Raw genomic sequence first — 22,446 nt, 5'->3', positions numbered from 1 at the left:
GGCATGAACATGCAATCCCACCCTACCCTGCCGTATTATCAGCCCGTTGCGCGTGAGTGCGAGCTGTTCGAGACGGCCTATGACAATGGTTTGCCCCTTCTTTTGAAGGGGCCAACCGGCTGCGGCAAAACCCGCTTTGTTGAACACATGGCGGCGAAGCTGGGCAAACCGCTCTATACCGTGGCCTGCCATGATGATCTGTCGGCTGCGGACTTAATCGGGCGCTATCTGCTCAAGGGTGGCGAAACCGTCTGGGTCGATGGCCCGCTGACCCGCGCGGTGCGCGAAGGCGGCATTTGTTACCTCGATGAGGTGGTCGAAGCACGCAAAGATGTCACGGTGGTTCTGCATCCGCTGACTGACACCCGGCGCACGCTGATGATCGACCGCACAGGCGAAGAGCTGGTGGCCCCGGTCGAGTTCATGTTGGTGGCGTCCTACAACCCCGGCTATCAAAACGTGCTGAAAAGGCTAAAGCCCTCGACCCGGCAGCGCTTTCTGTCGATCTCTTTCGATTTTCCCCGCGAAGAGACCGAAATTGCAATCGTCGCCCAGGAAAGCCGGTTGGAACCGGGCCGCGTCGCGCCCTTGGTGCGCTTGGGTGCTCACATACGCGAACTGTCGGGCATGGACCTGGAAGAAGGCGTTTCAACTCGTCTGTTGATCTATGCCGCCACACTGATGGCGGGCGGAATGGGCGTCAACCAGGCCATTGAGGCCGCAATCGTCGAGCCATTGACTGACGAGCCGGACATGCAGCAGGCGCTGCGCGATCTGGTCGCCACCATCTACGGATAAGCCTCATGCGACTGCTCGACCTCATGGAACCCGAAGAAACTGTCGGCAACCTCTGGCACGAAATGGCCAGCGGTATCTCTCAGACCGAAAGCCACCCAACGGCGGCGGTGACCCTCGCCTCGGTCCGCTCCAGTCTGGCGGTGCTGTTTCGGGCCTTGGGTGGCGCCAAGGGCGTGGAACTGACCGAAGTTCCGGCCACGCTGGTTCGGCACCGCCGCCCCATGCGTCGAAATCTGGGGGCCGAGCGGGATCGCGAATGGGTGGCAAGCTACGATGGCGAGCGCCTGTCCTTGCCGCCCGCCATCGCAACCTTCCCAGAGGCGCGTTTGAACCGGGCGGCGTATTTCTGGTTGGTGGCACAAGCTGCCGTCAGTCAGCTATCCAAGATTGATCTGCCTGAAGGCGGCCCTGCCTTGGACGTGGCGCAAATTCAAGCCAATACCCACGCTGCCGATTTGGCATTCAGGCACTGTCCGGGGTTGCGCGAGGCATACTCTGATATGGCGCAGCACTGCGTAGCGACCCGACCACAGGTCATCCGGTCCGGGCTCGAGGCGGCGCTAGAAAAAGCCGTTTGCGATCAGCTATGTGGGGCGTCCTTCAATCTCGAAGCAGGCGATACCCTTCGAGGCTACAAACCCTTTGCACCCGTTCCCATCTGGCTCAGATACAGCAAACCCGGCTCTGGCGCCGCGGCCTCGGACGAACAAGCCGACACAGTCGCCCCACCCCCCAATGCGGCGCACACCAGTCGCAAGCTCGGTCAACGCAAGGATCAGGACCAACAGAATCGTAAGGACAGCTTTATCATTCACCGCTTTGAATCGATCCTGTCCTGGGTCGAGTCGATGAATATCAACCGCAGCGTCGATGATGACGACGACGAGAACGCGCAGAAAGCCGCAGAAGATCAGGACCAGATCACCCTGTCCAAACAGGACCGCAAGGCCGCAACGCGTCTGCGATTGCACCTGGATCTGTCCCCCGCCGACGCCGATCACGAAACGCTGGCTGGCCAGTTCACCTATCCCGAATGGAACCATCGCTCGCGCAGCTACATGGACGGGCATTGCCGCGTGCTCGAAGCACCAGCTCAACCAGATGAGGCGCACCCTTTCCACCCCAACGAACGCCGCGTACGCGAGGTCAGACGTCAGTTCGAAGCCTTGCGCCCCCGGCGAATCCTGCAGCCCCGGCAGGTCGACGGCTCTGAATTGGATCTGGACGCTCTGCTGACGACGCGGGCCGATCTGGTCGCGACCGGCCGCGGGTCGGACCGTATCTGGCAAGACTTGCGTCAAACGGACCGTGACTTGTCTGTTGCCTTTCTGATTGACAATTCCCGCTCGACCGAGGCCGCCATTGGCGACACGTCCGTGATCGAAGTTGCACGCGAAGCCATGGCTGCTCTTGCTGCCGGCATCAACGCCGCCGGGGATCGGTTGGGCATCTGGGGGTTTTCCTCACTTCGGCGAGACCGGGTATTCCTGACCAAATGCAAATCCTTTGACGCACCGCTGAACGGCGAAACCACCGCCAACATTGGCGCGCTTCGGCCCGGGCACTACACCCGGCTAGGCGCCGCCATTCGCCACGTCAGCGCACAACTGGCCGAGGAACCGTCGGCCCACAAGCTGCTGATCGTTCTGACAGATGGCAAACCGAACGATCTGGATCATTACGAGGGCCAGCACGGCATCGAAGACAGCCACATGGCCGTGCGCGAGGCGCGGCGCATGGGGCTGAGCCTGCATGGGGTCATCATTGATGAAGATGGCCAGGACTGGTTCGCTCGCATCTTTGGACGTGGTGGCTTTACCCTGCTGCCCAACCCCGAGCGGTTGACCCGTGCCCTTCCCGAAATCTATCGCACCCTGACAAAGGAGACCTGACATGCGGATACCCTCGATACTTCTGCTGTTCCTGACATCACCAGCCTGGGCAGGCAGTTTTGACCGCCCGATCCCACAGGCGCAATCCGCCACGGCCGAGTTCTGGTTCGCCGTTGGCAGCATTGCTCTGCTCGCGGCCTTGGGCGTTGTGCATTGGCTGGTGTCGCGTCGATGACACCCAGAACCAGGTCCATCGCCTGGATCACACTGTTCTTGTACCCGTTTGGCGCAGGTGCCATGGCGGTGAATGTGTTCTTCGCGAGCCTGATCTTCAGTTGGGTGGGCCTGCCAGTGCTATCCGCCGCTTGGTCCATCGTGATCGGATGCGTCATCGGCGTTCCGGCAACGTGGTATTTCGCCAAGCACATCAGGCGCTTGATGGATGTGGCTGAACACCGGGGATCACCCTAAAGCGCGCAACCAGAATTGAAGCGGCTTTAAGGTTTCTTGTGCCTCGCCCAGATCCTTCCACGAAAATTGAGCGACGGCCCCAGACACCTTGGCATAACCGCGTGCGGTCCAGAACGGATCAAGCGGCTGATAGTCGGCTGGCCGCAGGGGGTGATCGGAACGGCGTTGAACGCCACAAAACGCGATCTTGGAAAACCCCAACCCGCGCGCGTGTGACTCGCGTAGATCAAAAAATTGATGCCCTACACCCTGCCCCCGATACGCGGGCAACAGCACGGATTCAGCACAATAGAACACTTCCGCCAAATCGTGGCCCGTCCCGGCAAAGGCTGCCCCGAAATCGTCGGCGTGATCGACCAGCGGCGTACCGGTAGACGCTCCAATTAACCTATCGCCATCGAAAGCGCCGACTAGGATCGCATCCTTGCTGTCACAATAGGTTTGCAGATAGTCGCGTTCGTACGCCAAATCCCCATCATAAAGATAGGGAAAGGCCCGAAACACCACCATCCTCAGGGCCGCGACATCGTCCAGCGCGCCATTCAGCGCCGCCCCGGTCAGGACACGGACATCCGTGACCTTAGCCATTGGAGACCTGTTTCACCCAATCCGCCAAGTTGTAATAGGTGGTGACGCGGGTGATCTTGCCGTCACGCAGATCAAAGAACGAACCGGCAGGCAAGCGATAAGCTTGGCTGTTCGCCTCGGGCAACCCTGCATCCGTTTTCAGGTAAGTGCCGTTAACGATGTATTCCGCCGCTGCGCGGGTGCCTTCGCCTGCCTCGAACACAACCATATCGGTCAGTTCCTCTTTGTAGCAGCGGTTCATGTGGGCGCAAAAGTCAGCGAATTTCTCACGCCCCACCCTTATCTGCCCCTCGTTCACGTGGTGGGCTACATCGTCGGACAAGCAGTCCAGCATGGTGTCCACATCGCCCGCGTTGAAGGCCGCAAAATAGCGTTTGACGGTGTCGCTCATGTCATCTCCGTTGGTTCGCCCCAATGATCCTTAAGATGCTGAATGATCTGATCGCGGGTCTGTCGATAGCTGTTTAGCTTGTCGGTCCGCGTCTCGCCGAGCCCAGTAGGGTCCATTATTGGCCAATATTCGACATCGAGGTGAAAATATCGCGTGAGTTCCAAAGCCCGACGCTGACTGGCGGGCGACAAGGCTACCACCAGATCGAACGAGCTGAGGTCATCGCCCCATTCTTCCATCATGTCAAAGGACCGCGAGCGATGGCGGCTGAGCTCGACATCCATTTCCTGGCAGACGGCGATAGAAAAGCCGTCAATCTCCATGTCATTGTGAACACCTGCGGACTGAACGTAAGTGTCCATTCCATAGTATTTTTTCATGATCCCTTCGGCCATCGGGGAACGCACCGCATTGTGGTCGCAACAGAACAAAATCGACTGCGGAAGCGGTAAGACCACCTGTCAGCCTCCGAAATGCAGCACGCAGATCAGCGTGAACAGACGGCGAGCGGTGTCGGTGTCAATGTCGGCTTTCCCTTCAAGCCGTTCCTGCAAGACCCGGCTGCCTTCATTGTGAATGCCGCGGCGGGCCATGTCGATGGTCTCGATCTGGCTGGGCGGCAGGGTTTTCACCGCGTTGAAATAACTTTCACAAATCTGGAAGTAGTCTTTTACAACCTGGCGGAACGGACCCAACGACAAATGAAACTCGGCCGCTTTTTCCTCGGCTTCCGTCGTGATGTCGAACACCAGTCGCTTCTCACGGATCGACAGATTCAGGTGATAGGGTCCGTCTGGAAGTGCGCGATCATCCCGTTTGGGCAGGGCAAAGCTGTTCTCTTCCAGCAGGTCAAACATCGCGACTTTGCGCTCCTGCTCGATCTCGGGAGTCGGCGGAGGCAGGTTACGGTCGTCCAGTTCGATTTGACTGATGCGGTTCATCGGCTCGAGGTCTCGGTCAGCGTAAGTTCCGGAAGGTCCTACATGAACACACACGCAGGGGCAACGCCCGGTTGCTCCTGCTCGGCTTCGACAAATTGAATGCTGCATCAGGGCCACGAAGCCTCGCCCATGATCACCTTGGCGCTGCGGCCCAAACCCGCAGTGATTGGGAAGTCAGGATAGAATTCTGTCACCACGCCAAGCGGCTCTTCTGCGGTGTCCGGCGTTGCGGTCGATCCTTCGAACCGGGTCACATATTGACGGGTAAAACCCAATGCTGAGTGGTCAAACTTGACGTCCCCCAAATAGTGTCCGGGTATAATGCGCCCAGGTATCAAGCCCTTAAGCGTGCCCAGCTTCAGGTCCCAATTTTTTCGGTTCTTAGGCGTCTGAGTGTCGGCGATCCAAACATGCAGGTTGTCGTCAACAACCACGCCAACCCGAACAGTCTCGATCGGACTTTCGATCAAGGTCAAGGTGACGGCGAAAAAGCTTTTCCGTCCGAGTTGTAGGGAGCGATCAACAAGTGGGCGGCTTGTTTTTTGCCCGCACTCAGGGTCGCGGCAGCGAATGTTCCAGTGATGGTTTTCCTGGATTCAGGTTCGTTGGTTGCGGTTTACCCCCCAAAATGGGTTTCTAGATCCGACACAAGTATCGCACAAAATCAAAACAGAGCTGTGAAAATCGAAGCAATTAGATGGATCGCTTCAATTGTTCGTAAGCCTTTGTTATCATGTTAGATGTTGGCGGCCCAACGAAGCAACCTGCCGTCTGGACATGTCCCACCTGATGGTGACGCGCTGTATGACAGCACTAAAAGGTTGGGCCGAAATGCGGATTCTGTATCGCTCAATCCGCAGCCAGGGCCACAATACCGCTGGCGAAGAAACACGGGTCCAAGCGCCGGTGACCGAAAGGCTTGCACAGGACATCCCGTCGACCCATCCCTGCGCCCAATTACCAAGTGGGAGGGTAAGAGCCTAGCGGTTGAGCGCGTCCAGACGCACCTTGACCGACAGCCCATGCGCCTCAAGGCTCTCGGACTGCGCCAAGCGTTCGGCCGCAGGTCCAATAGCGCGCAAAGCGTCCGGTGTCATCTTGCTGAGCGTGGTGCGCTTGAGGAAATCCATGACCGACAAACCGGACGAGAACCGCGCAGACCGCGCTGTGGGCAGCACATGGTTCGGCCCACCTACATAGTCACCAATTGCCTCTGGCGTGAATTGCCCGAGAAAGATCGCTCCGGCATGAACCGTCTTCATGCTGAGCGCATCGGGATCTGCCACGCAGAGCTCAAGGTGTTCGGGGGCAATCCGGTTCGACAAGGCCGCTGCCTCGTCCAAATTGCGCGCGGTAATGACAGCGCCAAAATCGCGCCAGCTAGGACCGGCGATAGAGCGGCGCTGCAAGGAGATGAGACGTTTCTCGACGGCTGCACCAACAGCGCGACCAAACGCTTCGTCATCGGTGATAAGCATCGATTGCGCGCTTTCGTCGTGTTCGGCCTGGCTCAGAAGATCAAGTGCGATCCAGTCAGGATCGTTGTCCTTGTCCGCAATCACCAGGATCTCGGACGGGCCTGCAATCATGTCGATGCCCACCTTACCGAACACTCGGCGCTTGGCGGCGGCCACAAAGGCGTTGCCGGGGCCTGTGATCTTGTCGACCGGGGCGATTGTTTCGGTCCCATAAGCGAGCGCCGCAATCGCCTGCGCCCCCCCGATGCGATAAATTTCATCCACGCCTGACAGCCGCGCCGCCAATAGGACAAGTGGGTTGATCTGCCCGTCTGGTGTAGGCACTGTGATGGCCAGACGTTCGACCCCAGCCACCTTGGCTGGAATGGCGTTCATCAGCACGGACGAAGGATAAGACGCCAGCCCGCCCGGGACATACAGCCCGGCAGCAGAAACCGCAGACCAGCGCCAGCCCAAAGTCGCACCGCTCTCATCCGTCCAGCTGTCATCCGATGGCATTTGGCGCGCGTGATAGGCGCGGATGCGCTCTGCGGCCAATTCCAGGGCTGTCCGCTCCTCGTCCGGCACCTGGGCGATTGCGGCGTCAACCTCAGCCGCTGAAATCGCCAATGTCTTGGGCGTCAGTGTCATTCGGTCGAACCGTTCCGTCAGCTCGATCACGGCGGCATCACCGTGCGCGCGGACGTCTGCGATGATCCCTGCCACGACGTCATCCACATCCGGGCTGTCTTCGCGCTTGGCACCCAACAGATCCGCAAAGGCCTGTTCGAAATCGGGCTGAGTGGTGTTGAGGAACTGGGGCATCGGTGTCTCCTTTGCCGGTCACATACCCGGCCCCTCCAGCGGCCTCAAGCTGTATGCGCGCCTTGCGGCAATGGGCCCTGCTCAGAGTAACTTGGTCATGCGCAGGCCGTCACCGCCCCTTATCCACCCATGATGAGTGTAGAACTCAAGCGCGGCGGCTGTGCTTTCCAGCTTGGCGTGAACAAATTCGGCATCTCGCAAATGCTGTTCCACTTGGGCCAGCAACGCCGCACCAACGCCGCACCCTACGGCTGAAGGGTCGACATAGAGAACCGACACCTCGCCATCGGGTGATGCCGCTGCAACTCCGCAGGAGACCCCGTCTATTTCAGCGACCCACACACTATGCGGACCGCTCAACCACTGCCGAACACTTTCGGGTGATTTGTTCGCGGTCCATTCAGCGATCCTCTCCGGGTCGCCGTGATGATCCGCCTTACATAGTTCCGTGATCGAGCGGATCAGAACTCTGCTTATGTCAAAGACGTCAAACACAGTGGCCGATCGCACAACCAGCGCCTGAGGCACCCCACCAAACGTCTGTGAAATGCCTCGCTTGTTCCGCATTATTCCGAATGATTGGGCGCGTGTTTCGACGGAGCCAGATAGGGGCGCGTGACATCTTTCAGCGAAACTTCAAGCGCTTCGACCTGCAACCGAATTGCGCCGTCACCCGCCAGTGTCAGCAAGACGTGACCCGCGCCGTCGTCGCCCGCTTCAAATTCTACCGACAGCAGGGACAGCACCATGTCTTTGTCGGATCGGTCGATGCCCTGGCTTGCAACCGTCAGCACATTGTCGACCACCAGAACCGATTGTACCCGCTCGAATGCGCGACCCCGTTTGCGAGCCGCGTCTTCGTCTTCCCACCGAAATCGGTTTACAAGAAGCGCAAACCGCCGCTCGGACGCGCGCCAGGACATTTCGGTGATCGGAAACACCGCATCCTGCGTCAGAGTCGAAACCACCTTGAGGTCTTCGCCGTCCAGCGCACCCAGGTTCAGCGGTGCCTCGCGACCATCTTCGAATGTTGCGTCTGCCATCAGCTTTTGATCCGTTCGATTTTTGCGCCCACGCCTTCCAGCTTGCGCACCACATGTTCATAGCCACGATCCAGATGATAGACCCGGCTGACCACGGTTTCGCCTTCGGCCGCCAATCCGGCCAGAATCAGTGACACACTGGCCCGCAAATCAGTTGCCATCACCGGCGCACCCTTAAGGCGTTCGACTCCGGTTACCGTGGCTGTCCCGCCTTGCACGTCAATGTGCGCACCCATGCGTGTCAACTCCGGTGCATGCATGAACCGGTTTTCGAAGATCTTCTCTTCCAAAACGCTGGTGCCTTCGGCCGTGCACAAAAGAGCCATCATCTGGGCCTGCAAATCCGTCGGGAAACCCGGGAACGGCTCAGTCGTCACGTCAACGGCCTGAACACGGCCATTGCGACGGCGTACTTTCAGCCCCTTTGCGGTCTCTTCCACATCAATCCCGGCGGCATCCAGTTTCTCAACAAACGCCCCCACCAGGCTCAAGCGCCCACCCAACAGCTCAACTTCGCCACCACAAATCGCCGGGGCCAACATGTATGTGCCCAATTCAATCCGGTCAGTGACAACCTGATGCGTCGCGCCGTGCAGGCGATCAACGCCTTGAATTTCAATGGTTGACGTCCCCTCGCCCGCGATCTGGGCACCCATTTTGCGCAGGCAGTCAACCAAATCCACAATCTCGGGCTCGCGCGCCGCGTTTTTGAGCACCGTGGTGCCCTTAGCCAGCGTCGCCGCCATAACGATGTTCTCGGTCGCCCCAACAGAGGCAAAGCGCATTTCATGAACTGCCCCCTTGAGACCGCCCCGAGCAACAGCGTGCAAGTAACCGTCCTTGAGTTCAATCTCGGCCCCAAGAGCTTCGAGGCCTTCGATGTGCAAATCCATCGGGCGCGCGCCAATTGCACAGCCACCCGGCAGCGATACAATCGCTTGCCCCAGACGCGCCAACATCGGCCCAAGAACCAGATTCGAAGCGCGCATCTTGCGCACGATATCGTAATCCGCCGTGTGGCTGGTCAGGTCGTGACTGGACATGGCGATGACCTGACCGTCCTGCAGGGTTGAGACCTCGGCCCCCAGCGACTGCAACAAAGCAGTCATGGTCTTGATGTCGCTCAAGCGTGGCGCGTTGGTCAGTGTCAACGGCTCTTCGCTGAGCAATGTGGCGGGCATCAGCGTCAGACACGCGTTTTTTGCCCCTGCAATTGGGATTTGGCCGTTCAGCTCGCCATTCCCTGTCACCAGAATCGAATCCATCTGCTCTTAACCCTCGCCTTCTTCGTTACCGTCGCTTTGAACCGTGCGCGCCTTGGCCTGCGCCTTACGCCGACCCAGATTCGCCTTGAGCGCCGCCTTAAGCCTGTCTTCGCGCGACGCTTCGGTCTTTGCCTTATTTCGGGGTGTGTCTTTGTCTGCCATGCCCCCTCTCTACAGGAGCGGAAAAAAAGCGTCCAGATAACCCTTGCACCCTGTTTCGTTTGGAGCTAATCACCCCACCACGGCGCTGCTGTAGCTCAGAGGTAGAGCACTCCCTTGGTAAGGGAGAGGTCGAGAGTTCAATTCTCTCCAGCAGCACCATATCTGAATTAATCTTTAAATTTCAAAACCTTGCGGCTTCAAGTAAGATTGATGACGTCGATTTTCCCCAGGTAATCAAAGCAGCCCATGCATGACTTCGGGCCCCTTGGGTCGTAACGAAAGACCCCTTTGGGAAATCGCCAGGTTGCTCAGTTTCAACTGCAAAGCCTGCTACCAACCTCCCAAAAAACATGCGCCTTCAGCTGATCGTCGCAGAAAAAGCCAGGACAACCATGATTGTGGCCAAGCCAAGGCCCGTCGAAATTCGCCAAAACCGATTCACCAGCGGTGCTTTCTGATAGCATTTCCCGCATCGGTTGGCACCAAACCGAAGCCGGTGAGTGCAATATCCGCAGTTCATCAAACGAAGTGTCATAATTCGAAACTCCAGCAACTCGAAAATGTAGCATCCGAATCGGACGCAGCGAAAAGTCTTGCGTATTTTTGTGTGGTAGCCGCCCTGAAAACGACGAGCCTGCCGAGCAGGGGCAATGGACGGCCCCACATGTGCTACAATCTAAAATTCAATGGATTAATAAATCGCTAACCAATCAGTTGCGTCTAGACCAACGCGAGCTGAAAACGCGCGACGGTAACGACCTGACAACACGAGTGACATGCCAGGTTCCGTTAAACGTCAGCGCACCATTGTGCTGAATCAAAGGACAATTTCTAAGTGGCAGGGACAGGATCACAAACAGCGGATCGCGCTCAACCTGTGGTGGTTGTTCCACTTGACCATCCGAGGGGTGAAATCCTGCGAAATCTTTGGCTGAATAAACCACACTCGACAAGAATCTTTGCCCTGGGCGAAGCGATAGATAGAAGCTGCGAAACCGTTCCTCCCCAGTTGCCCCTCCGTCAGCTCGCGCCATAGGTATGTTGTCGGTCGCGCCAAACTGCTCGACAAACACCAAAGGGCCCCGTCAGTCGCCGGCAGGCAGACCGGGCGATCCGAAGTGTTCCGGATTTCATAGCGGATCTGGACGCGATCGTCCCGAAGGACGGTAAGGGCCGCGACCTGCAGCTCATGGCTCGGTTGAGCTTGCACGGAAGCGCCTAACAAAACCGACCCCAAAAAGAAAAAAGTGCGAAAGACAGGTATTAGAGTCGAGAAGTGTCCGTGCGTGTTGTGCAGTTCGCTGCTGTAACCGCAGGGGGGACAAACCTCAAGTCACGCCCCGGGCATCACCCGCCCTTGAGACGTTGCATCAGATAGACCTCGCTGCCGGGGCTGACGGGTTCGGTCAGACCACTGGCGATGATGCGCCCATCGACAGCCACCGAAACACCGGCCTCGATCGGACCTTTCAGCTGCGGATAGGCTTTGACGAGGCCCGACAGGACCTCGCCGACGGTGGAGGCCTCGACCTCCACAACCTGTTTGCCGCCGGTCAGACTGCGCAGTCCGGACCAGAGGTTGACCTCAACCATCCGCTTTGAGCGCCGCAAGAATGCGGGGCGGCGACATCGGCAATTCGAACATCCGCACGCCTGCTGCACGCGACACAGCGTTGGCGATGGCCGCCAGCGGGGGCACGATGCCGGTCTCGCCCACACCGCGTACACCGTAGGGGTGGCCAGGGTTGGGAACCTCGACAATCACCGTGTCGATCATTGGCAGGTCCGAGGCGACGGGAATGCGATAATCAAGGAACACGGCGTTCTGCAAACGCCCATCTTCTCCATAGACATATTCCTCGTTCAGCGCCCAACCGATACCCTGTGCGGCACCGCCCTGGAACTGTCCCTCGACGTATGCGGGGTGGATCGCTTTGCCTGCGTCCTGAATGACGGTGTAGCGCGGGATGGAAGTCTTGCCGGTTTCCGGGTCGACCTGCGCGTCCACGATGTGAACGCCAAACGACACCCCTGCCCCTTCGGGCGTGGCCTCGAAATGACCCGAGATCGGGCCACCGGTGGCGCCCATATCGGCGGTGATGTCGGCCATAGCCAAGGGTTCGAAATCGCCAGCGTTAGGGCCAGATGGCACAGCGCAGCCGTCTTCCCATTTCACCGCATCCTCGGGGATACCCCATTTAGCGGCTGCACGTTTGCACATCTCGGCAATCGCGGCCTGCGCTGCCTTGATCGTTGCCAAACCACTGGCATAGGTCACGCGCGAGCCGTGGCTGACGTCGTTGTAGCCCAGTGTCGCGGTGTCCGCGATGGTGACGCGGATGTTTTCGTACGGGATACCCAGCGTTTCCGACGCCATCAGCGCCATGGACGCGCGGCTGCCGCCGATGTCGGGCGTGCCGACCGAAACTTGCACGGTGCCATCCTCGCTCAGCGCCAGCGACACGGATGTCTCGCCGCCGTGGTTGAACCAGAAGCCACAGGAAATCCCGCGTCCCTGCCCCTGTTCCAGCTGCGCCGAGTAATGTGGATGGTCGCGAGCGGCTTCCAGACATTCAACCAGGCCGATGTCATCAAAGCGCGGGCCATAGCTGGCTTTGGTGCCTTTTTTCGACGCGTTCTTCAGACGCACTTCGACGGGGTCCAGATCTAGTTGCTGACATAGCAAGTCGATCACTGACTCGACCGCAAACGCCGCCATAGGCGAGCCTGGCGCGCGGTAGGCGGCCTGCTTCGGACGGTTGGCGATGACGTCATAGCCAACTTGGCGCACATTCTCCAACGCATAGGGCGCGAATGCGCACATGGCGGTGAATTCCATCGGCGCACCGGGGAACGCGCCGCCTTGCAGGCGGAACACCCCTTCGGCGGCGGTGATGGTGCCGTCCTTTGTCATGCCGATCTTGACGTCCATCGAGGTTGACGAGGTCGGGCCGGTGGCGCGCAGCACCTCAGAGCGGCTCATCACCATCTTTACCGGCCGGTTGGCCTTGCGCGACAGCGCCAGTGCAACCGGTTCGATGAACACGGTGGTTTTGCCACCAAAACCGCCGCCGATTTCCGATGCGGTCACGCGCAATTGCGAGGTTTCGATGCCCAAGAGCGCGGCGCAGTGTTTCTGCGCGTACCAATGCCCTTGCGTGGTGCACCACAGCTCCCCTTTGCCGTCCGCACCCAGCGAGGCAAGACAGGCGTGCGGTTCGATGTAACCCTGATGGGTTGCTTCGGTTTTGAAGCTGTCTTCGATCACCAGATCAGCCGCGGCAAAGCCTGCCGCGACATCACCGTGACCGCTTTCGTGGTAGCGCACGACGTTGGGGTGCATGCCCTCGGGCACCGACCCATCGGCAGTGCCGTCGCGGATCACAGGTGCGTCGGCTTCCATCGCCTTGTCCACGTCAGTGACGTGAGGCAGAACTTCGTATTCGATCTCGATCAGCTTGGCCGCGTCGCGCGCATCCAGCGCCGAGTTCGCTGCAACCGCCGCGACCGCGTGACCGTCATAAAGCGCGGTGTCGCCCGCCATGACGTTTTCCTGCACGTTCCAGAATTCGCCCGTCAGGCCAGTTGCGAAATCGGCACGTGTGACCACGGCCTTGACGCCCTTCATGGCCTCGGCCTTGGACGTGTCGATTTTGACGATCCGTGCATGAGCATGGGGTGAGCGCACGATGGCGCCAAACAGCATCCCCGGTGCAACGGCATCGGCGCCGAACTTGGCGCGACCCGTGACCTTGTCCAGCCCATCTGGGCGATCCGGGCGTGTGCCGATAAAGGTGAAGTCGGATTTACGATCGTCCAGAGCCATTACGACGCCTCCCGCATTTCAGTGGCCGCGTCCATCACGGCGCGAATGATCTTGTCATAGCCGGTACACCGGCAAAGGTTGCCCGCCAGCCAATACCGGACCTCGGTCTCGCTCGGGTCCGGGTTCTTTTCCAGCAGCGATTTGGCCGCGACCAGGATACCTGGCGTGCAGATGCCGCATTGCAGGGCGGCATGTTCGATGAACTTGCGTTGCAACGGGTGGAGCGTGTCACCATCCGCGATGCCTTCGACCGTGGCAATGTCTTTGCCCTCGGCTTCGGCCCCCAGCACCAGACACGAACAAACCAGCCGCCCTTCCATGGTCACCGAACAAGCGCCGCAATCGCCGGTACCACAGCCCTCTTTCGCGCCGGTCAGGTTCAGGCGGTCGCGCAGCACGTCGAGCAGCGTTTCGCGTGGATCGCACAGGAACTCGGTCTCGTCGCCGTTTACGGTTGTTGTGACGTGGATCTTGGTCATGCGTGATCTCCTTTCACGGTCTCGCCATTGGCACGGGCATAGGCGATTTTCGCCGCGCGTTTTGCCAGCACGCCGGCAACATCAGTGCGGAACTCAACGGTGCCGCGTTTGTCGGTGATCGGATTGCAGGCGGCCGAAGCTGCAACCGCCAGCGCATCCAGCGCCGCGTCATCCAGTGTCGAACCATTGATCGCATCCGCGCAGTCCTGCACCAACAGAACGGTCGGGGCGACGGCACCCAGACAGACACGCGCTTCGGTCACGATGTCACCGTCAAGACGCAAGGAAACAGCTACGCCAACGACCGCGATGTCCATTTCGGTGCGTGGGATAAACCGCAGATAGGCGTCGCCTGCATTGTCGCCACGTGCGGGGATGTTCACAGCCGACACCAGTTCGCCCTTGGCCAGCGAAGTGCGGCCGGGACCCGTTGGGACTTTTTCGACAGCGACCTCACGGCTGCCATCCGCGCTGGTGACGGTGACCGTCACACCAGCCGCGACCATGGCCGGAACGCTATCTGCGGCCGGAGAGCCGTTGCACAGGTTCCCGGTAAGCGTGGCGCGCCCCTGCACTTGGGTCGAACCTACAAGGTCCATCGCTTCGACCACGCCGGGCCAGTCCTGCGACAGGCCGGCGTGTTCGGTCATTTCAGCGCCAGTCACGGCCACTCCAAGCGTCCAACTGCCGTCGTCGTTTTGAATGATGTCACTGACGCCGTCGATCATCTTGATGTCGATCAGCGTGTCGGGGGTGACGATGTCCGCGCGCAACTGCACCAGGACATCTGTCCCGCCCGCAAGAAACCGCGTCACGCCATCCACATTTGCGGCCAGCGCCGAAGCTTCGGCGAAACTGGCTGGGCTGTGATAGTTCATGTTTACCTCGCACCTGTTGGTCAGGAATTGACTGGGTGGTTTGAGGCGACGTTAGAACAGCAAATCAGGCAGGTCCATGGCCAGTAGCGACACTTTGATCAAACTATGAATGTCGCAATTCGTCACCCACCTCTCGGCGTAAGGAAATATAAAATTTCCTTGGTAACACTTTTTGGAAAAGTGTTGCGCCGCGCGGTGACCTGGCGTCCAGCCCCAAGCATCTGAAGGCGCACAGGAAATTACAAATTTCCTGGCCCACTCTTTTTGCAAAAGAGTGCTCGCCGATCACAGATCGCCGCGTAGGTGCCAGAGCTCTGGGAACAGTTCAACCTCAAGCATACGACGCAGATACTGCACGCCGCTGGTGCCGCCCGTACCCCTCTTGAACCCGATCACCCGCTCGACGGTCGTGACATGATTGAACCGCCAGCGGCGGAAGTAATCTTCGAGATCGACCAGCTTTTCGGCAAGCTCATAAAGGTCCCAATAGGTCTTTGGATCCTCATAGACCATGGTCCAGGCCCGTTGCACCTCGGGGTCGGCTACGTGGGGCGCGTCCAATCGACAGGCCTCTGGTGCAAAGGCAACACCAGTCTTTGCCGACAACGCGTCCAGCGCCACATGATATAGCGATTTACGCGCCAGCTCGTCCGACAATACCTGAAGCGATTCCGGGCGATGCTCGTGCACCTTCAACATGGCCGGGTTTCGGTTCCCCAATGAGAATTCGATCAACCGGTACTGGTGCGATTGAAAGCCCGAAGAATTTCCCAAAGCCTCGCGGAACGTTGTGTAATCGCTGGGGGTCATGGTGCGCAGCACGTCCCAGGCCGAATTCAGCTGATCGAAAATCCGCGCCACCCGGCTCAGCATCTTGAATGCCGGGCGGAAATCATCGCCTTTTAGCAGTTCGCGCGCTGCTGCGATTTCATGCAGCACCAGGCGCATCCACAGTTCGGATGTCTGGTGCTGGATGATAAACAACAGTTCGTCATGAGCATCGGAATGCAACTCATGCGTCGCCAACAGCTGATCCATATGCAGATAGTCACCATAGCTCATGTCTTTGGCATAGGACATCTTTGCGCCATCCTGGCTGGGGTCATAAGCCTGTGTCATCGGATCAATCCTTAAGCAATTCCGTGAGAAGAGGAGAACCCGGCTGGCCAATGGCCTCGACCACAGAAAAGTGGTCCTGATCGGGTTCGAAAACGTTTGAAACCTGCCAGTTTTCTGACAGAGTACGGGCCTGACGCACCAATTCGGGGCGTTCAAGCGCGCCGACCCAAGCCGTCACGTCCAAACCCGCGCGCTTTGGCAGCAATGCCGGGCTTTGCGCCTCCGCCTCGGACGCGTCCAAATGCAAGACATCGTTCATCTTAGTCCACAGCAGGGGACGCAAATCGTGGATGCCGCTGACCGAGATCACACGGTCCAGCCGATCTGACTCGGGGCCGTCCATGCAGGCCATGCGGGACACCAGATGCCCACCCGCTGAATGGCCGATCAGGCGAACTGGACCATCCACCATGCCCGCAGCCTCAGATGTGGCCGCCGCGATTTCCGTCACCATCTCTGACAATCGCGCTTGGGGGGCCAATGTGTAGCTGGGGATCGCCAAAGCCCATCCTCGCGATAGCGGACCTGCAGCGAAATGGGACCAATAGCTTTTGTCCAGCATTTGCCAGTAACCGCCGTGCACAAAGACGATCAGGCCCTTTGCCGGGCCTTGAGGGCGGAACAGATCGAAGCGATTGCGGGCACAATCGCCGTACGGCAGATCAAACTCGCCGCCCTTGGCGCGATAAGACTCTGCCTGCGCAGCCCAGGCTGCGGCCAGCTTGTCCGAACCCGCAACGTAGCCGGAATTGTCAAAGGCATCATCCCAGTCGATCATGCGATCCTCCCTGTCTTGGGATCAACCTATTCCCGAGACTCATCTATTTCAAGCTTAAAGGTTTATGCTTGAAATAACTGCCAGCAGGGGTATCGTACCCCCAACAACACCGTTAGCGGGAGGGAATCGATGCGCGTTGCATGTATTGGGGGCGGGCCAGCCGGGCTCTACTTTGCGATCTCGATGAAGCTGCGCGATCCTTCGCACGAGGTGACGGTGATCGAGCGCAACAAGGGCGATGACACATTTGGCTGGGGCGTGGTGCTTAGCGATGACGCGTTGGAGAACCTGACCACAAATGACCCCAAAAGCGCCGAAGCAATCCGCGCCAACTTTGCCTATTGGGACGACATCGCCGTGGTGCATGACGGCGTCCGCACAGTATCAGGCGGCCACGGCTTTGCCGGGATCGGGCGCAAGAAGATGCTGATCCTGCTGCAGGATCGCGCTCACGAGTTGGGCGTTGACTTGCAGTACGAGACCGAGGCCCGCCCGATCGCTGAATACCAGGCCGAATATGATCTGGTGGTGGCTTGTGACGGGTTGAACTCGCGCGTGCGCAGCGATCTGGCCGAGCACTTCAAGCCGGATGTCGACACCCGCGAATGCAAGTTCATCTGGCTGGGTACGCACCAGAAATTCAACGACGCCTTTACGTTCATCTTTGAAAAGACCAAACACGGCTGGGTCTGGATCCACGCCTATCAGTTCGACGATGAAACCGCGACCGTGATCGTGGAATGCAGCCAAGAGACATGGAACGCCTTCGGGTTTGAACACATGTCAAAAGAGGACAGCGTCGCGACTTGCGAACGTATCTTTGCCGATCATCTGGATGGTCATGCGCTGATGTCGAATGCCACCCACCTGCGCGGCTCGGCGGTCTGGATCAACTTCCCTCGCGTGCTGTGCGAAAAATGGCACCACGAGAATGTGGTGCTGATGGGTGATGCCGCAGCAACTGCCCATTTCTCGATCGGATCAGGATCGCGTCTGGCCTTTGACAGTGCCATTTCGCTGGCCACCTTCCTGCATTCCGAACCAACGCTGGAGCAGGCATTTGTGCGCTATCAGGACGAACGCCGCCTGGATGTGCTGCGCCTGCAATCGGCGGCGCGCAACTCTCTGGAGTGGTTCGAACAGGTTGAGCGGTACTTGGACATGGACCCGGTGCAGTTCAATTATTCCCTGCTGACCCGCTCACAACGCATTAGCCACGAGAATTTACGCCTGCGTGATGCAAATTGGCTTAAGTCCGCCGAAGGCTGGTTTCAGACCCGCGCCGGAGGAGACGTTCAGCCGGTGCGCGCCCCGATGTTCGCCCCCTATCGCCTGCGCGACATGGAGCTGCAAAACCGCATCGTCGTCTCGCCCATGGCGCAATACAAGGCCGTCGATGGCGCCCCAACCGACTGGCATCTGGTGCACTACGGCGAACGTGCCAAGGGCGGTGCAGGGCTGGTCTATACCGAAATGACCTGTGTTTCACCCGAAGGACGCATCACGCCCGGCTGTCCCGGCCTCTATGCCCCCGAGCATGAGGCCGCTTGGTCGCGGCTCACCAACTACGTGCACGACCACACCCCAGCCAAGATCTGCTGTCAGATCGGCCATTCGGGCCGCAAGGGGTCGACCCAATTGGGATGGGAGACGATGGACGCGCCCCTGAAAGACGGGAATTGGGAGGTCATGTCGGCCTCGGCCCTGCCTTGGTCCGACAACAACGCCACCCCGCGTGAAATGACCCGCGACGATATGGATAACGTGCGGGACCAGTTTGTCGCCGCTGCCGAAATGGCCAACCGCGTCGAGTTCGACATGATCGAACTGCACGCGGCGCACGGCTATCTGATCTCGTCCTTCATTTCGCCAGTATCGAACGTACGCACTGACGACTACGGCGGGTCGCTCGAAAACCGCATGCGCTATCCGCTCGAGGTGTTCGCCGCCATGCGCGCTGTCTGGCCCGAGGCGAAACCGATGTCAGTGCGCATCTCAGCCAACGATTGGGTCGGCGACGCCGGGGTCACCCCGGAAGAAGCCGTCGAGATCGCGCGCCTGTTCCGCGCCGTAGGAGCCGACATCATTGACGTCTCTGCCGGGCAGACCTCCACCGAAGCGCAACCGGTCTATGGCCGCATGTTCCAGACGCCGTTTTCCGACCGTATCCGCAACGAGGCCGGGATTGCCACCATGGCCGTCGGCAACATCTATGAGGCCGACCATGCGAACTCGATCCTGATGGCGGGACGCGCCGACCTGATCTGCGTGGGCCGCCCGCATCTGGCCGATCCCTATTGGACCCTACACGAGGCAGCTCGCATCGGCGACCGGCATGCCGATTGGCCCCTGCCCTATCTCGCCGGTCGCGATCAGGCCTGGCGTCTGGCGGACCGCGAAGCAGAAGCGGAGATCCGCGCGTGAGTGTCGAGGGCAAACATGTCCTGATCACCGGCGGCGGCACCGGTGTCGGCGCCGAGATCGCCCAGACAATGGCCCATGCGGGCGCCAAGGTGACCATCCTTGGCCGCCGCGAGGGGCCGCTGCGCGAGGTGGCCAAGCAACACAAGTTCATCGGCTGGATCACCTGTGACGTGACTGACGCGGGCGCTGCAAGTGCCGCTTTCACCCAAGCGCGTGGATTGAACGGGCCGGTTGAGGTGGCCATCGCCAACGCAGGCGCCGCCGACAGCGTGCCCTTTGCCAAGATGACATCCGATCAACTGACGGCCATGCTGCAAGTCAACCTGACCGGCGTGTTCAACACCTGGCAGGCGGCTTTGCCCGACATGCAATCAAACGGTTGGGGTCGCATGATCGCCGTCGCTTCGACCGCTGGCTTGAAGGGCTATCCTTATGTTTCGGGCTATGTCGCTGCCAAACACGGTGTCGTCGGACTGACGCGGGCGCTAGCGCTGGAACTGGCGCAGGGCGGAATCACGGTCAACGCCATTTGCCCCGGCTTTACCCAGACTCCCTTGCTGGATCGCTCGATCCAGAACATCGCAGACAAGACCGGGATGAGCGCCGAGCAAGCCGCCAAATCGCTTTACAAGTCCAATCCGCAGCAACGGTTCATCCAGACGGATGAGGTCGCGGGCACCGCGCTCTGGCTTTGCTCTGACGCTGCGCGCTCGATCAACGGCCACACCCTGACCCTTAGCGGAGGTGAAATATGACATCCCCCGAACCTGAAATGACGCCCGAACCCGACAGCAAGGGGCGCCTGCGGCTGTGGTTGAAACTGCTCAAGGTGACCCGCTCGGTCGAGGCTGATCTGCGCGAATCCTTGCGGACCGAATTCGCCTCGACCCTGCCCCGCTTCGACGTGATGTCGGCGCTCAGCCGCCACGCCGAAGGGCTGAAGATGAGCGAGCTTTCGGGGCTGCTAAAAGTATCAAACGGCAATGTCACCGGCATCGTCGAGCGGCTGGTTGACGACGGGATCGCCCTGCGCGAGGCCGTACCGGGTGACCGTCGCGCCAGCCGAGTGCGTTTGACCCGCAAAGGGGCCGAGGAGTTCGCACGTCAGGCATCAGAACACGAACACTGGGTGAATGAGCTGTTGGGCGCGCTGGAGGCCGACGAAGCCAATGCCATGATCGAACAGCTTGACCGGATTATCAGGGAGGAGGCGCAATGAACGCCGATACGACGCATTTCAATTGCACCATCACGGACGGCATCGCCACGGTGTCGCTGGACCGGCCCGACCGCAAGAACCCGCTGACCTTTGACAGCTACGCCGAGCTGCGCGACTGGTTCCGCGATCTGCATTATGATGACCAGGTAAAAGCGGTGGTCTTTGCCTCAAACGGGGGCAACTTCAGCTCGGGCGGGGATGTGCACGACATCATCGGGCCGTTGACGAAGATGAACATGAAAGAGCTGCTGCGCTTTACCCGCATGACCGGTGATCTGGTCAAGGCGATGGTGAACTGCGGCAAGCCGATCATCGCGGCGATTGATGGGATCTGTGTGGGGGCCGGTGCGATCATCGCCATGGCCTCGGATCTGCGGATCGCGACGCCCGAAGCCAAGGTCGGGTTCCTGTTCACCCGCGTCGGGCTGGCAGGCTGCGACATGGGCGCCTGCGCTATCCTGCCCCGGATCATCGGTCAGGGGCGTACGGCCGACCTGCTTTACACGGGGCGGTCGATGTCCGCGGACGAAGGCGCGGCCTGGGGCTTTCACAACAAGGTAGTTCCCGCCGCGGAGCTGGAAAATTCGGCGCTAAAGCTGGCCGAACAGATCGCTGCTGGTCCAAACTTTGGCCACATGATCACCAAGACGATGCTGGCACAGGAATGGTCGATGTCGATCGAGCAGGCCATCGAGGCCGAGGCGCAGGCACAAGCGATCTGCATGCAGACCGGCGATTTCGAACGGGCCTACCAGGCGTTTGTCGCCAAGGAACGCCCTGTGTTCGAGGGGGATTGAGCAAATGGCTGATCGTAGCTTTCTAAAGTGGCCGTTTTTTGAGGACCGCCATCGGGAACTGGCGGATGCTCTGGACGCATGGTGCGCGGATCATCTGAGCGTGGATCATGCCGACATCGACGCGGCCTGTCGCAAGCTTGTGGCCGATCTGGGCGCAGCGGGATGGTTACAGCCGACGGCGGGCGACGTGCTGGACGTGCGCACCCTGTGCCTGATCCGCGAGACCTTGGCGCGGCATGACGGCTTGGCGGATTTTTCCTTTGCGATGCAGGGGCTGGGGACCGGGGCGATCTCGCTGTTTGGCACCCAAGCGCAGCAGGACGAGTGGTTACCGTTGACCCGCGCGGGCAAGGCGATTTCCGCTTTTGCTTTGACCGAACCTCAGTCTGGGTCTGATGTGGCGAACTCGACCATGACCGCGACTTTGGATGGGAATGAGTATGTTCTGAATGGCGAAAAAACCTGGATTTCGAACGGGGGGATTGCTGATGTTTACACCCTCTTTGCTCGCACGGGTGAGGGACCGGGGGCCAAAGGGCTGAGCGCCTTTGTGATGCCTGCGGGCTTGCCGGGGTTCGAGGTGGTGGAACGGCTGCAAGTGATCGCGCCGCATCCGTTGGCGACCTTGCAGTTCACTGATGTCCGGGTGCCGAAATCGGCGTTGTTAGGCGCGCCGGGACAAGGGTTCAAGGTGGCGATGGCGACGCTCGACGTGTTCCGCACCACTGTGGCGGCGGCAGCGCTTGGTTTTGCACGGCGCGCTTTGGATGAGGCCTTGGCGCGGGTCAATGAACGGCAGGTGCAGGGCGCGCCCTTGTTCGAGTTGCAGATGGTGCAGGGCCACATCGCCGACATGGCAATGGACGTGGATGCCGCCGCCCTCCTAGTCTACCGCGCCGCCTGGACCAAGGATTCAGGGGCCGCGCGCGTCAGCCGCGAGGCTGCAATGGCCAAGCTGTATTCCACCGATCAGGCGCAACAGGTCATCGACAAGGCGGTGCAATTGCACGGTGGCGACGGCGTCAAACACGGGCAGAAGGTAGAGGAGCTGTACCGTGATATCCGCGCCCTGCGCATCTACGAGGGCGCGTCAGACGTTCAGCGCGTGGTGATCGCGCGCCAAACGATGGGAGCGTTTCTGGGAGGGAACTGA

The 22,446-nt window shown here is 59.8% G+C and carries 25 protein-coding genes and 1 tRNA gene; 10 read left to right on the top strand and 16 right to left on the bottom strand.

The window, feature by feature from the left end; all coding sequences use genetic code 11:
- Positions 1-3 precede the first annotated feature (3 nt).
- From G6R15_RS09665 to G6R15_RS09650, 4 genes are read left to right on the top strand one after another with little or no spacing between them, the layout of a single operon-like run.
- Positions 4-798, top strand: a complete 795-nt coding sequence (locus G6R15_RS09665; protein WP_164659659.1) for a CbbQ/NirQ/NorQ/GpvN family protein — start codon at positions 4-6, stop codon at positions 796-798.
- A gap of 5 nt (positions 799-803) precedes the next feature.
- Entirely contained in the window at positions 804-2,690 is a 1,887-nt protein-coding gene (locus G6R15_RS09660) for a nitric oxide reductase activation protein NorD (RefSeq protein ID WP_164659658.1), read from the top strand.
- Position 2,691: 1 nt separating this feature from the next.
- Complete coding sequence (locus G6R15_RS09655; RefSeq protein WP_164659657.1) at positions 2,692-2,865, top strand: protein NnrT; 174 nt, start codon at positions 2,692-2,694, stop codon at positions 2,863-2,865.
- The gene (locus G6R15_RS09650; protein WP_164659656.1) at positions 2,862-3,101 is read left to right on the top strand and encodes an NnrT protein; all 240 of its coding nucleotides are present in this window, start codon (positions 2,862-2,864) and stop codon (positions 3,099-3,101) included. The genes G6R15_RS09655 and G6R15_RS09650 overlap by 4 nt, the downstream gene beginning before the upstream one ends.
- On the opposite strand, the gene G6R15_RS09645 is transcribed toward G6R15_RS09650, so the two are convergent.
- The 10 genes from G6R15_RS09645 to G6R15_RS22725 form a co-directional block, all read right to left on the bottom strand.
- Positions 3,093-3,689 (bottom strand): GNAT family N-acetyltransferase, encoded by a 597-nt coding sequence (locus G6R15_RS09645; RefSeq protein WP_164659655.1) that lies wholly within the window; start codon positions 3,687-3,689, stop codon positions 3,093-3,095. The two genes, G6R15_RS09650 and G6R15_RS09645, sit on opposite strands and share 9 nt — an antisense overlap.
- Complete coding sequence (locus tag G6R15_RS09640; protein ID WP_164659654.1) at positions 3,682-4,080, bottom strand: ketosteroid isomerase-related protein; 399 nt, start codon at positions 4,078-4,080, stop codon at positions 3,682-3,684. The genes G6R15_RS09645 and G6R15_RS09640 overlap by 8 nt, the downstream gene beginning before the upstream one ends.
- Complete coding sequence (locus G6R15_RS09635) at positions 4,077-4,538, bottom strand: low molecular weight phosphatase family protein (RefSeq protein WP_164659653.1); 462 nt, start codon at positions 4,536-4,538, stop codon at positions 4,077-4,079. The genes G6R15_RS09640 and G6R15_RS09635 overlap by 4 nt, the downstream gene beginning before the upstream one ends.
- A 3-nt stretch (positions 4,539-4,541) precedes the next feature.
- Positions 4,542-5,021, bottom strand: a complete 480-nt coding sequence (locus G6R15_RS09630; RefSeq protein ID WP_164659652.1) for a UPF0262 family protein — start codon at positions 5,019-5,021, stop codon at positions 4,542-4,544.
- A 107-nt stretch (positions 5,022-5,128) separates the two neighbouring features.
- Positions 5,129-5,455 (bottom strand): hypothetical protein, encoded by a 327-nt coding sequence (locus tag G6R15_RS09625; RefSeq protein WP_164659651.1) that lies wholly within the window; start codon positions 5,453-5,455, stop codon positions 5,129-5,131.
- 546 nt (positions 5,456-6,001) lie between these two features.
- The gene (gene hisD / locus G6R15_RS09620) at positions 6,002-7,303 is read right to left on the bottom strand and encodes a histidinol dehydrogenase (RefSeq protein WP_164659650.1); all 1,302 of its coding nucleotides are present in this window, start codon (positions 7,301-7,303) and stop codon (positions 6,002-6,004) included.
- 81 nt (positions 7,304-7,384) lie between these two features.
- A complete protein-coding gene (locus G6R15_RS09615; protein ID WP_164659649.1) occupies positions 7,385-7,870 on the bottom strand; it encodes a GNAT family N-acetyltransferase in 486 nt (161 codons plus the stop codon).
- Entirely contained in the window at positions 7,870-8,346 is a 477-nt protein-coding gene (locus tag G6R15_RS09610; RefSeq protein WP_164659648.1) for a DUF2948 family protein, read from the bottom strand. Before G6R15_RS09610 ends, G6R15_RS09615 begins: the two co-directional genes overlap by 1 nt.
- Positions 8,346-9,611 (bottom strand): UDP-N-acetylglucosamine 1-carboxyvinyltransferase, encoded by a 1,266-nt coding sequence (gene murA, locus G6R15_RS09605; protein WP_164659647.1) that lies wholly within the window; start codon positions 9,609-9,611, stop codon positions 8,346-8,348. The genes G6R15_RS09610 and murA overlap by 1 nt, the downstream gene beginning before the upstream one ends.
- 6 nt (positions 9,612-9,617) lie before the next feature.
- Positions 9,618-9,773, bottom strand: a complete 156-nt coding sequence (locus G6R15_RS22725; RefSeq protein WP_205520498.1) for a hypothetical protein — start codon at positions 9,771-9,773, stop codon at positions 9,618-9,620.
- An 84-nt stretch (positions 9,774-9,857) separates the two neighbouring features.
- Here G6R15_RS22725 and G6R15_RS09600 point away from each other — a divergent pair.
- Positions 9,858-9,932 (top strand) — tRNA-Thr (locus G6R15_RS09600).
- A 1,188-nt stretch (positions 9,933-11,120) separates the two neighbouring features.
- On the opposite strand, the gene G6R15_RS09595 is transcribed toward G6R15_RS09600, so the two are convergent.
- The 6 genes from G6R15_RS09595 to G6R15_RS09570 all read right to left on the bottom strand — a co-directional run bounded on the left by G6R15_RS09595 (position 11,121) and on the right by G6R15_RS09570 (position 16,853).
- Positions 11,121-11,366 carry a MoaD/ThiS family protein gene (locus G6R15_RS09595; RefSeq protein WP_164659646.1) on the bottom strand — a complete coding sequence of 82 codons (246 nt, stop codon included), beginning with the start codon at positions 11,364-11,366 and terminating at the stop codon, positions 11,121-11,123.
- Positions 11,359-13,599, bottom strand: coding sequence for a xanthine dehydrogenase family protein molybdopterin-binding subunit (locus G6R15_RS09590; RefSeq protein WP_164659645.1), 2,241 nt, complete (start codon positions 13,597-13,599; stop codon positions 11,359-11,361). The genes G6R15_RS09595 and G6R15_RS09590 overlap by 8 nt, the downstream gene beginning before the upstream one ends.
- Positions 13,599-14,078, bottom strand: a complete 480-nt coding sequence (locus tag G6R15_RS09585; protein WP_164659644.1) for a (2Fe-2S)-binding protein — start codon at positions 14,076-14,078, stop codon at positions 13,599-13,601. The genes G6R15_RS09590 and G6R15_RS09585 overlap by 1 nt, the downstream gene beginning before the upstream one ends.
- Entirely contained in the window at positions 14,075-14,956 is an 882-nt protein-coding gene (locus G6R15_RS09580; protein ID WP_164659643.1) for a xanthine dehydrogenase family protein subunit M, read from the bottom strand. The genes G6R15_RS09585 and G6R15_RS09580 overlap by 4 nt, the downstream gene beginning before the upstream one ends.
- A gap of 285 nt (positions 14,957-15,241) precedes the next feature.
- Complete coding sequence (locus G6R15_RS09575) at positions 15,242-16,075, bottom strand: tryptophan 2,3-dioxygenase (RefSeq protein ID WP_164659642.1); 834 nt, start codon at positions 16,073-16,075, stop codon at positions 15,242-15,244.
- Positions 16,076-16,079: 4 nt separating this feature from the next.
- Positions 16,080-16,853 (bottom strand): alpha/beta hydrolase, encoded by a 774-nt coding sequence (locus tag G6R15_RS09570; protein ID WP_164659641.1) that lies wholly within the window; start codon positions 16,851-16,853, stop codon positions 16,080-16,082.
- 129 nt (positions 16,854-16,982) lie between these two features.
- Here G6R15_RS09570 and G6R15_RS09565 point away from each other — a divergent pair, with 129 nt between their 5' ends.
- Genes G6R15_RS09565 through G6R15_RS09545 form a run of 5 tightly spaced genes read left to right on the top strand, consistent with a single transcriptional unit; the run spans position 16,983 to position 22,446 of the window.
- Positions 16,983-19,277, top strand: coding sequence for a bifunctional salicylyl-CoA 5-hydroxylase/oxidoreductase (locus G6R15_RS09565; RefSeq protein WP_164659640.1), 2,295 nt, complete (start codon positions 16,983-16,985; stop codon positions 19,275-19,277).
- Positions 19,274-20,032: an SDR family NAD(P)-dependent oxidoreductase gene (locus tag G6R15_RS09560; protein WP_164659639.1), complete on the top strand. Its 759-nt coding sequence runs from the start codon at positions 19,274-19,276 to the stop codon at positions 20,030-20,032. The genes G6R15_RS09565 and G6R15_RS09560 overlap by 4 nt, the downstream gene beginning before the upstream one ends.
- The gene (locus G6R15_RS09555) at positions 20,029-20,496 is read left to right on the top strand and encodes a MarR family winged helix-turn-helix transcriptional regulator (protein WP_164659638.1); all 468 of its coding nucleotides are present in this window, start codon (positions 20,029-20,031) and stop codon (positions 20,494-20,496) included. Before G6R15_RS09560 ends, G6R15_RS09555 begins: the two co-directional genes overlap by 4 nt.
- Positions 20,493-21,293, top strand: coding sequence for an enoyl-CoA hydratase family protein (locus G6R15_RS09550; RefSeq protein ID WP_164659637.1), 801 nt, complete (start codon positions 20,493-20,495; stop codon positions 21,291-21,293). Before G6R15_RS09555 ends, G6R15_RS09550 begins: the two co-directional genes overlap by 4 nt.
- Positions 21,294-21,297: 4 nt before the next feature.
- Entirely contained in the window at positions 21,298-22,446 is a 1,149-nt protein-coding gene (locus G6R15_RS09545) for an acyl-CoA dehydrogenase family protein (RefSeq protein ID WP_164659636.1), read from the top strand.

The sequence above is a fragment of the Tropicibacter sp. Alg240-R139 genome (genome assembly GCF_900537075.1).
Classification (GTDB): domain Bacteria; phylum Pseudomonadota; class Alphaproteobacteria; order Rhodobacterales; family Rhodobacteraceae; genus Falsiruegeria.
The sequence above is the reverse complement of the archived record's forward strand: the minus strand, read 5'-3'. Positions and strand labels throughout refer to the sequence as shown.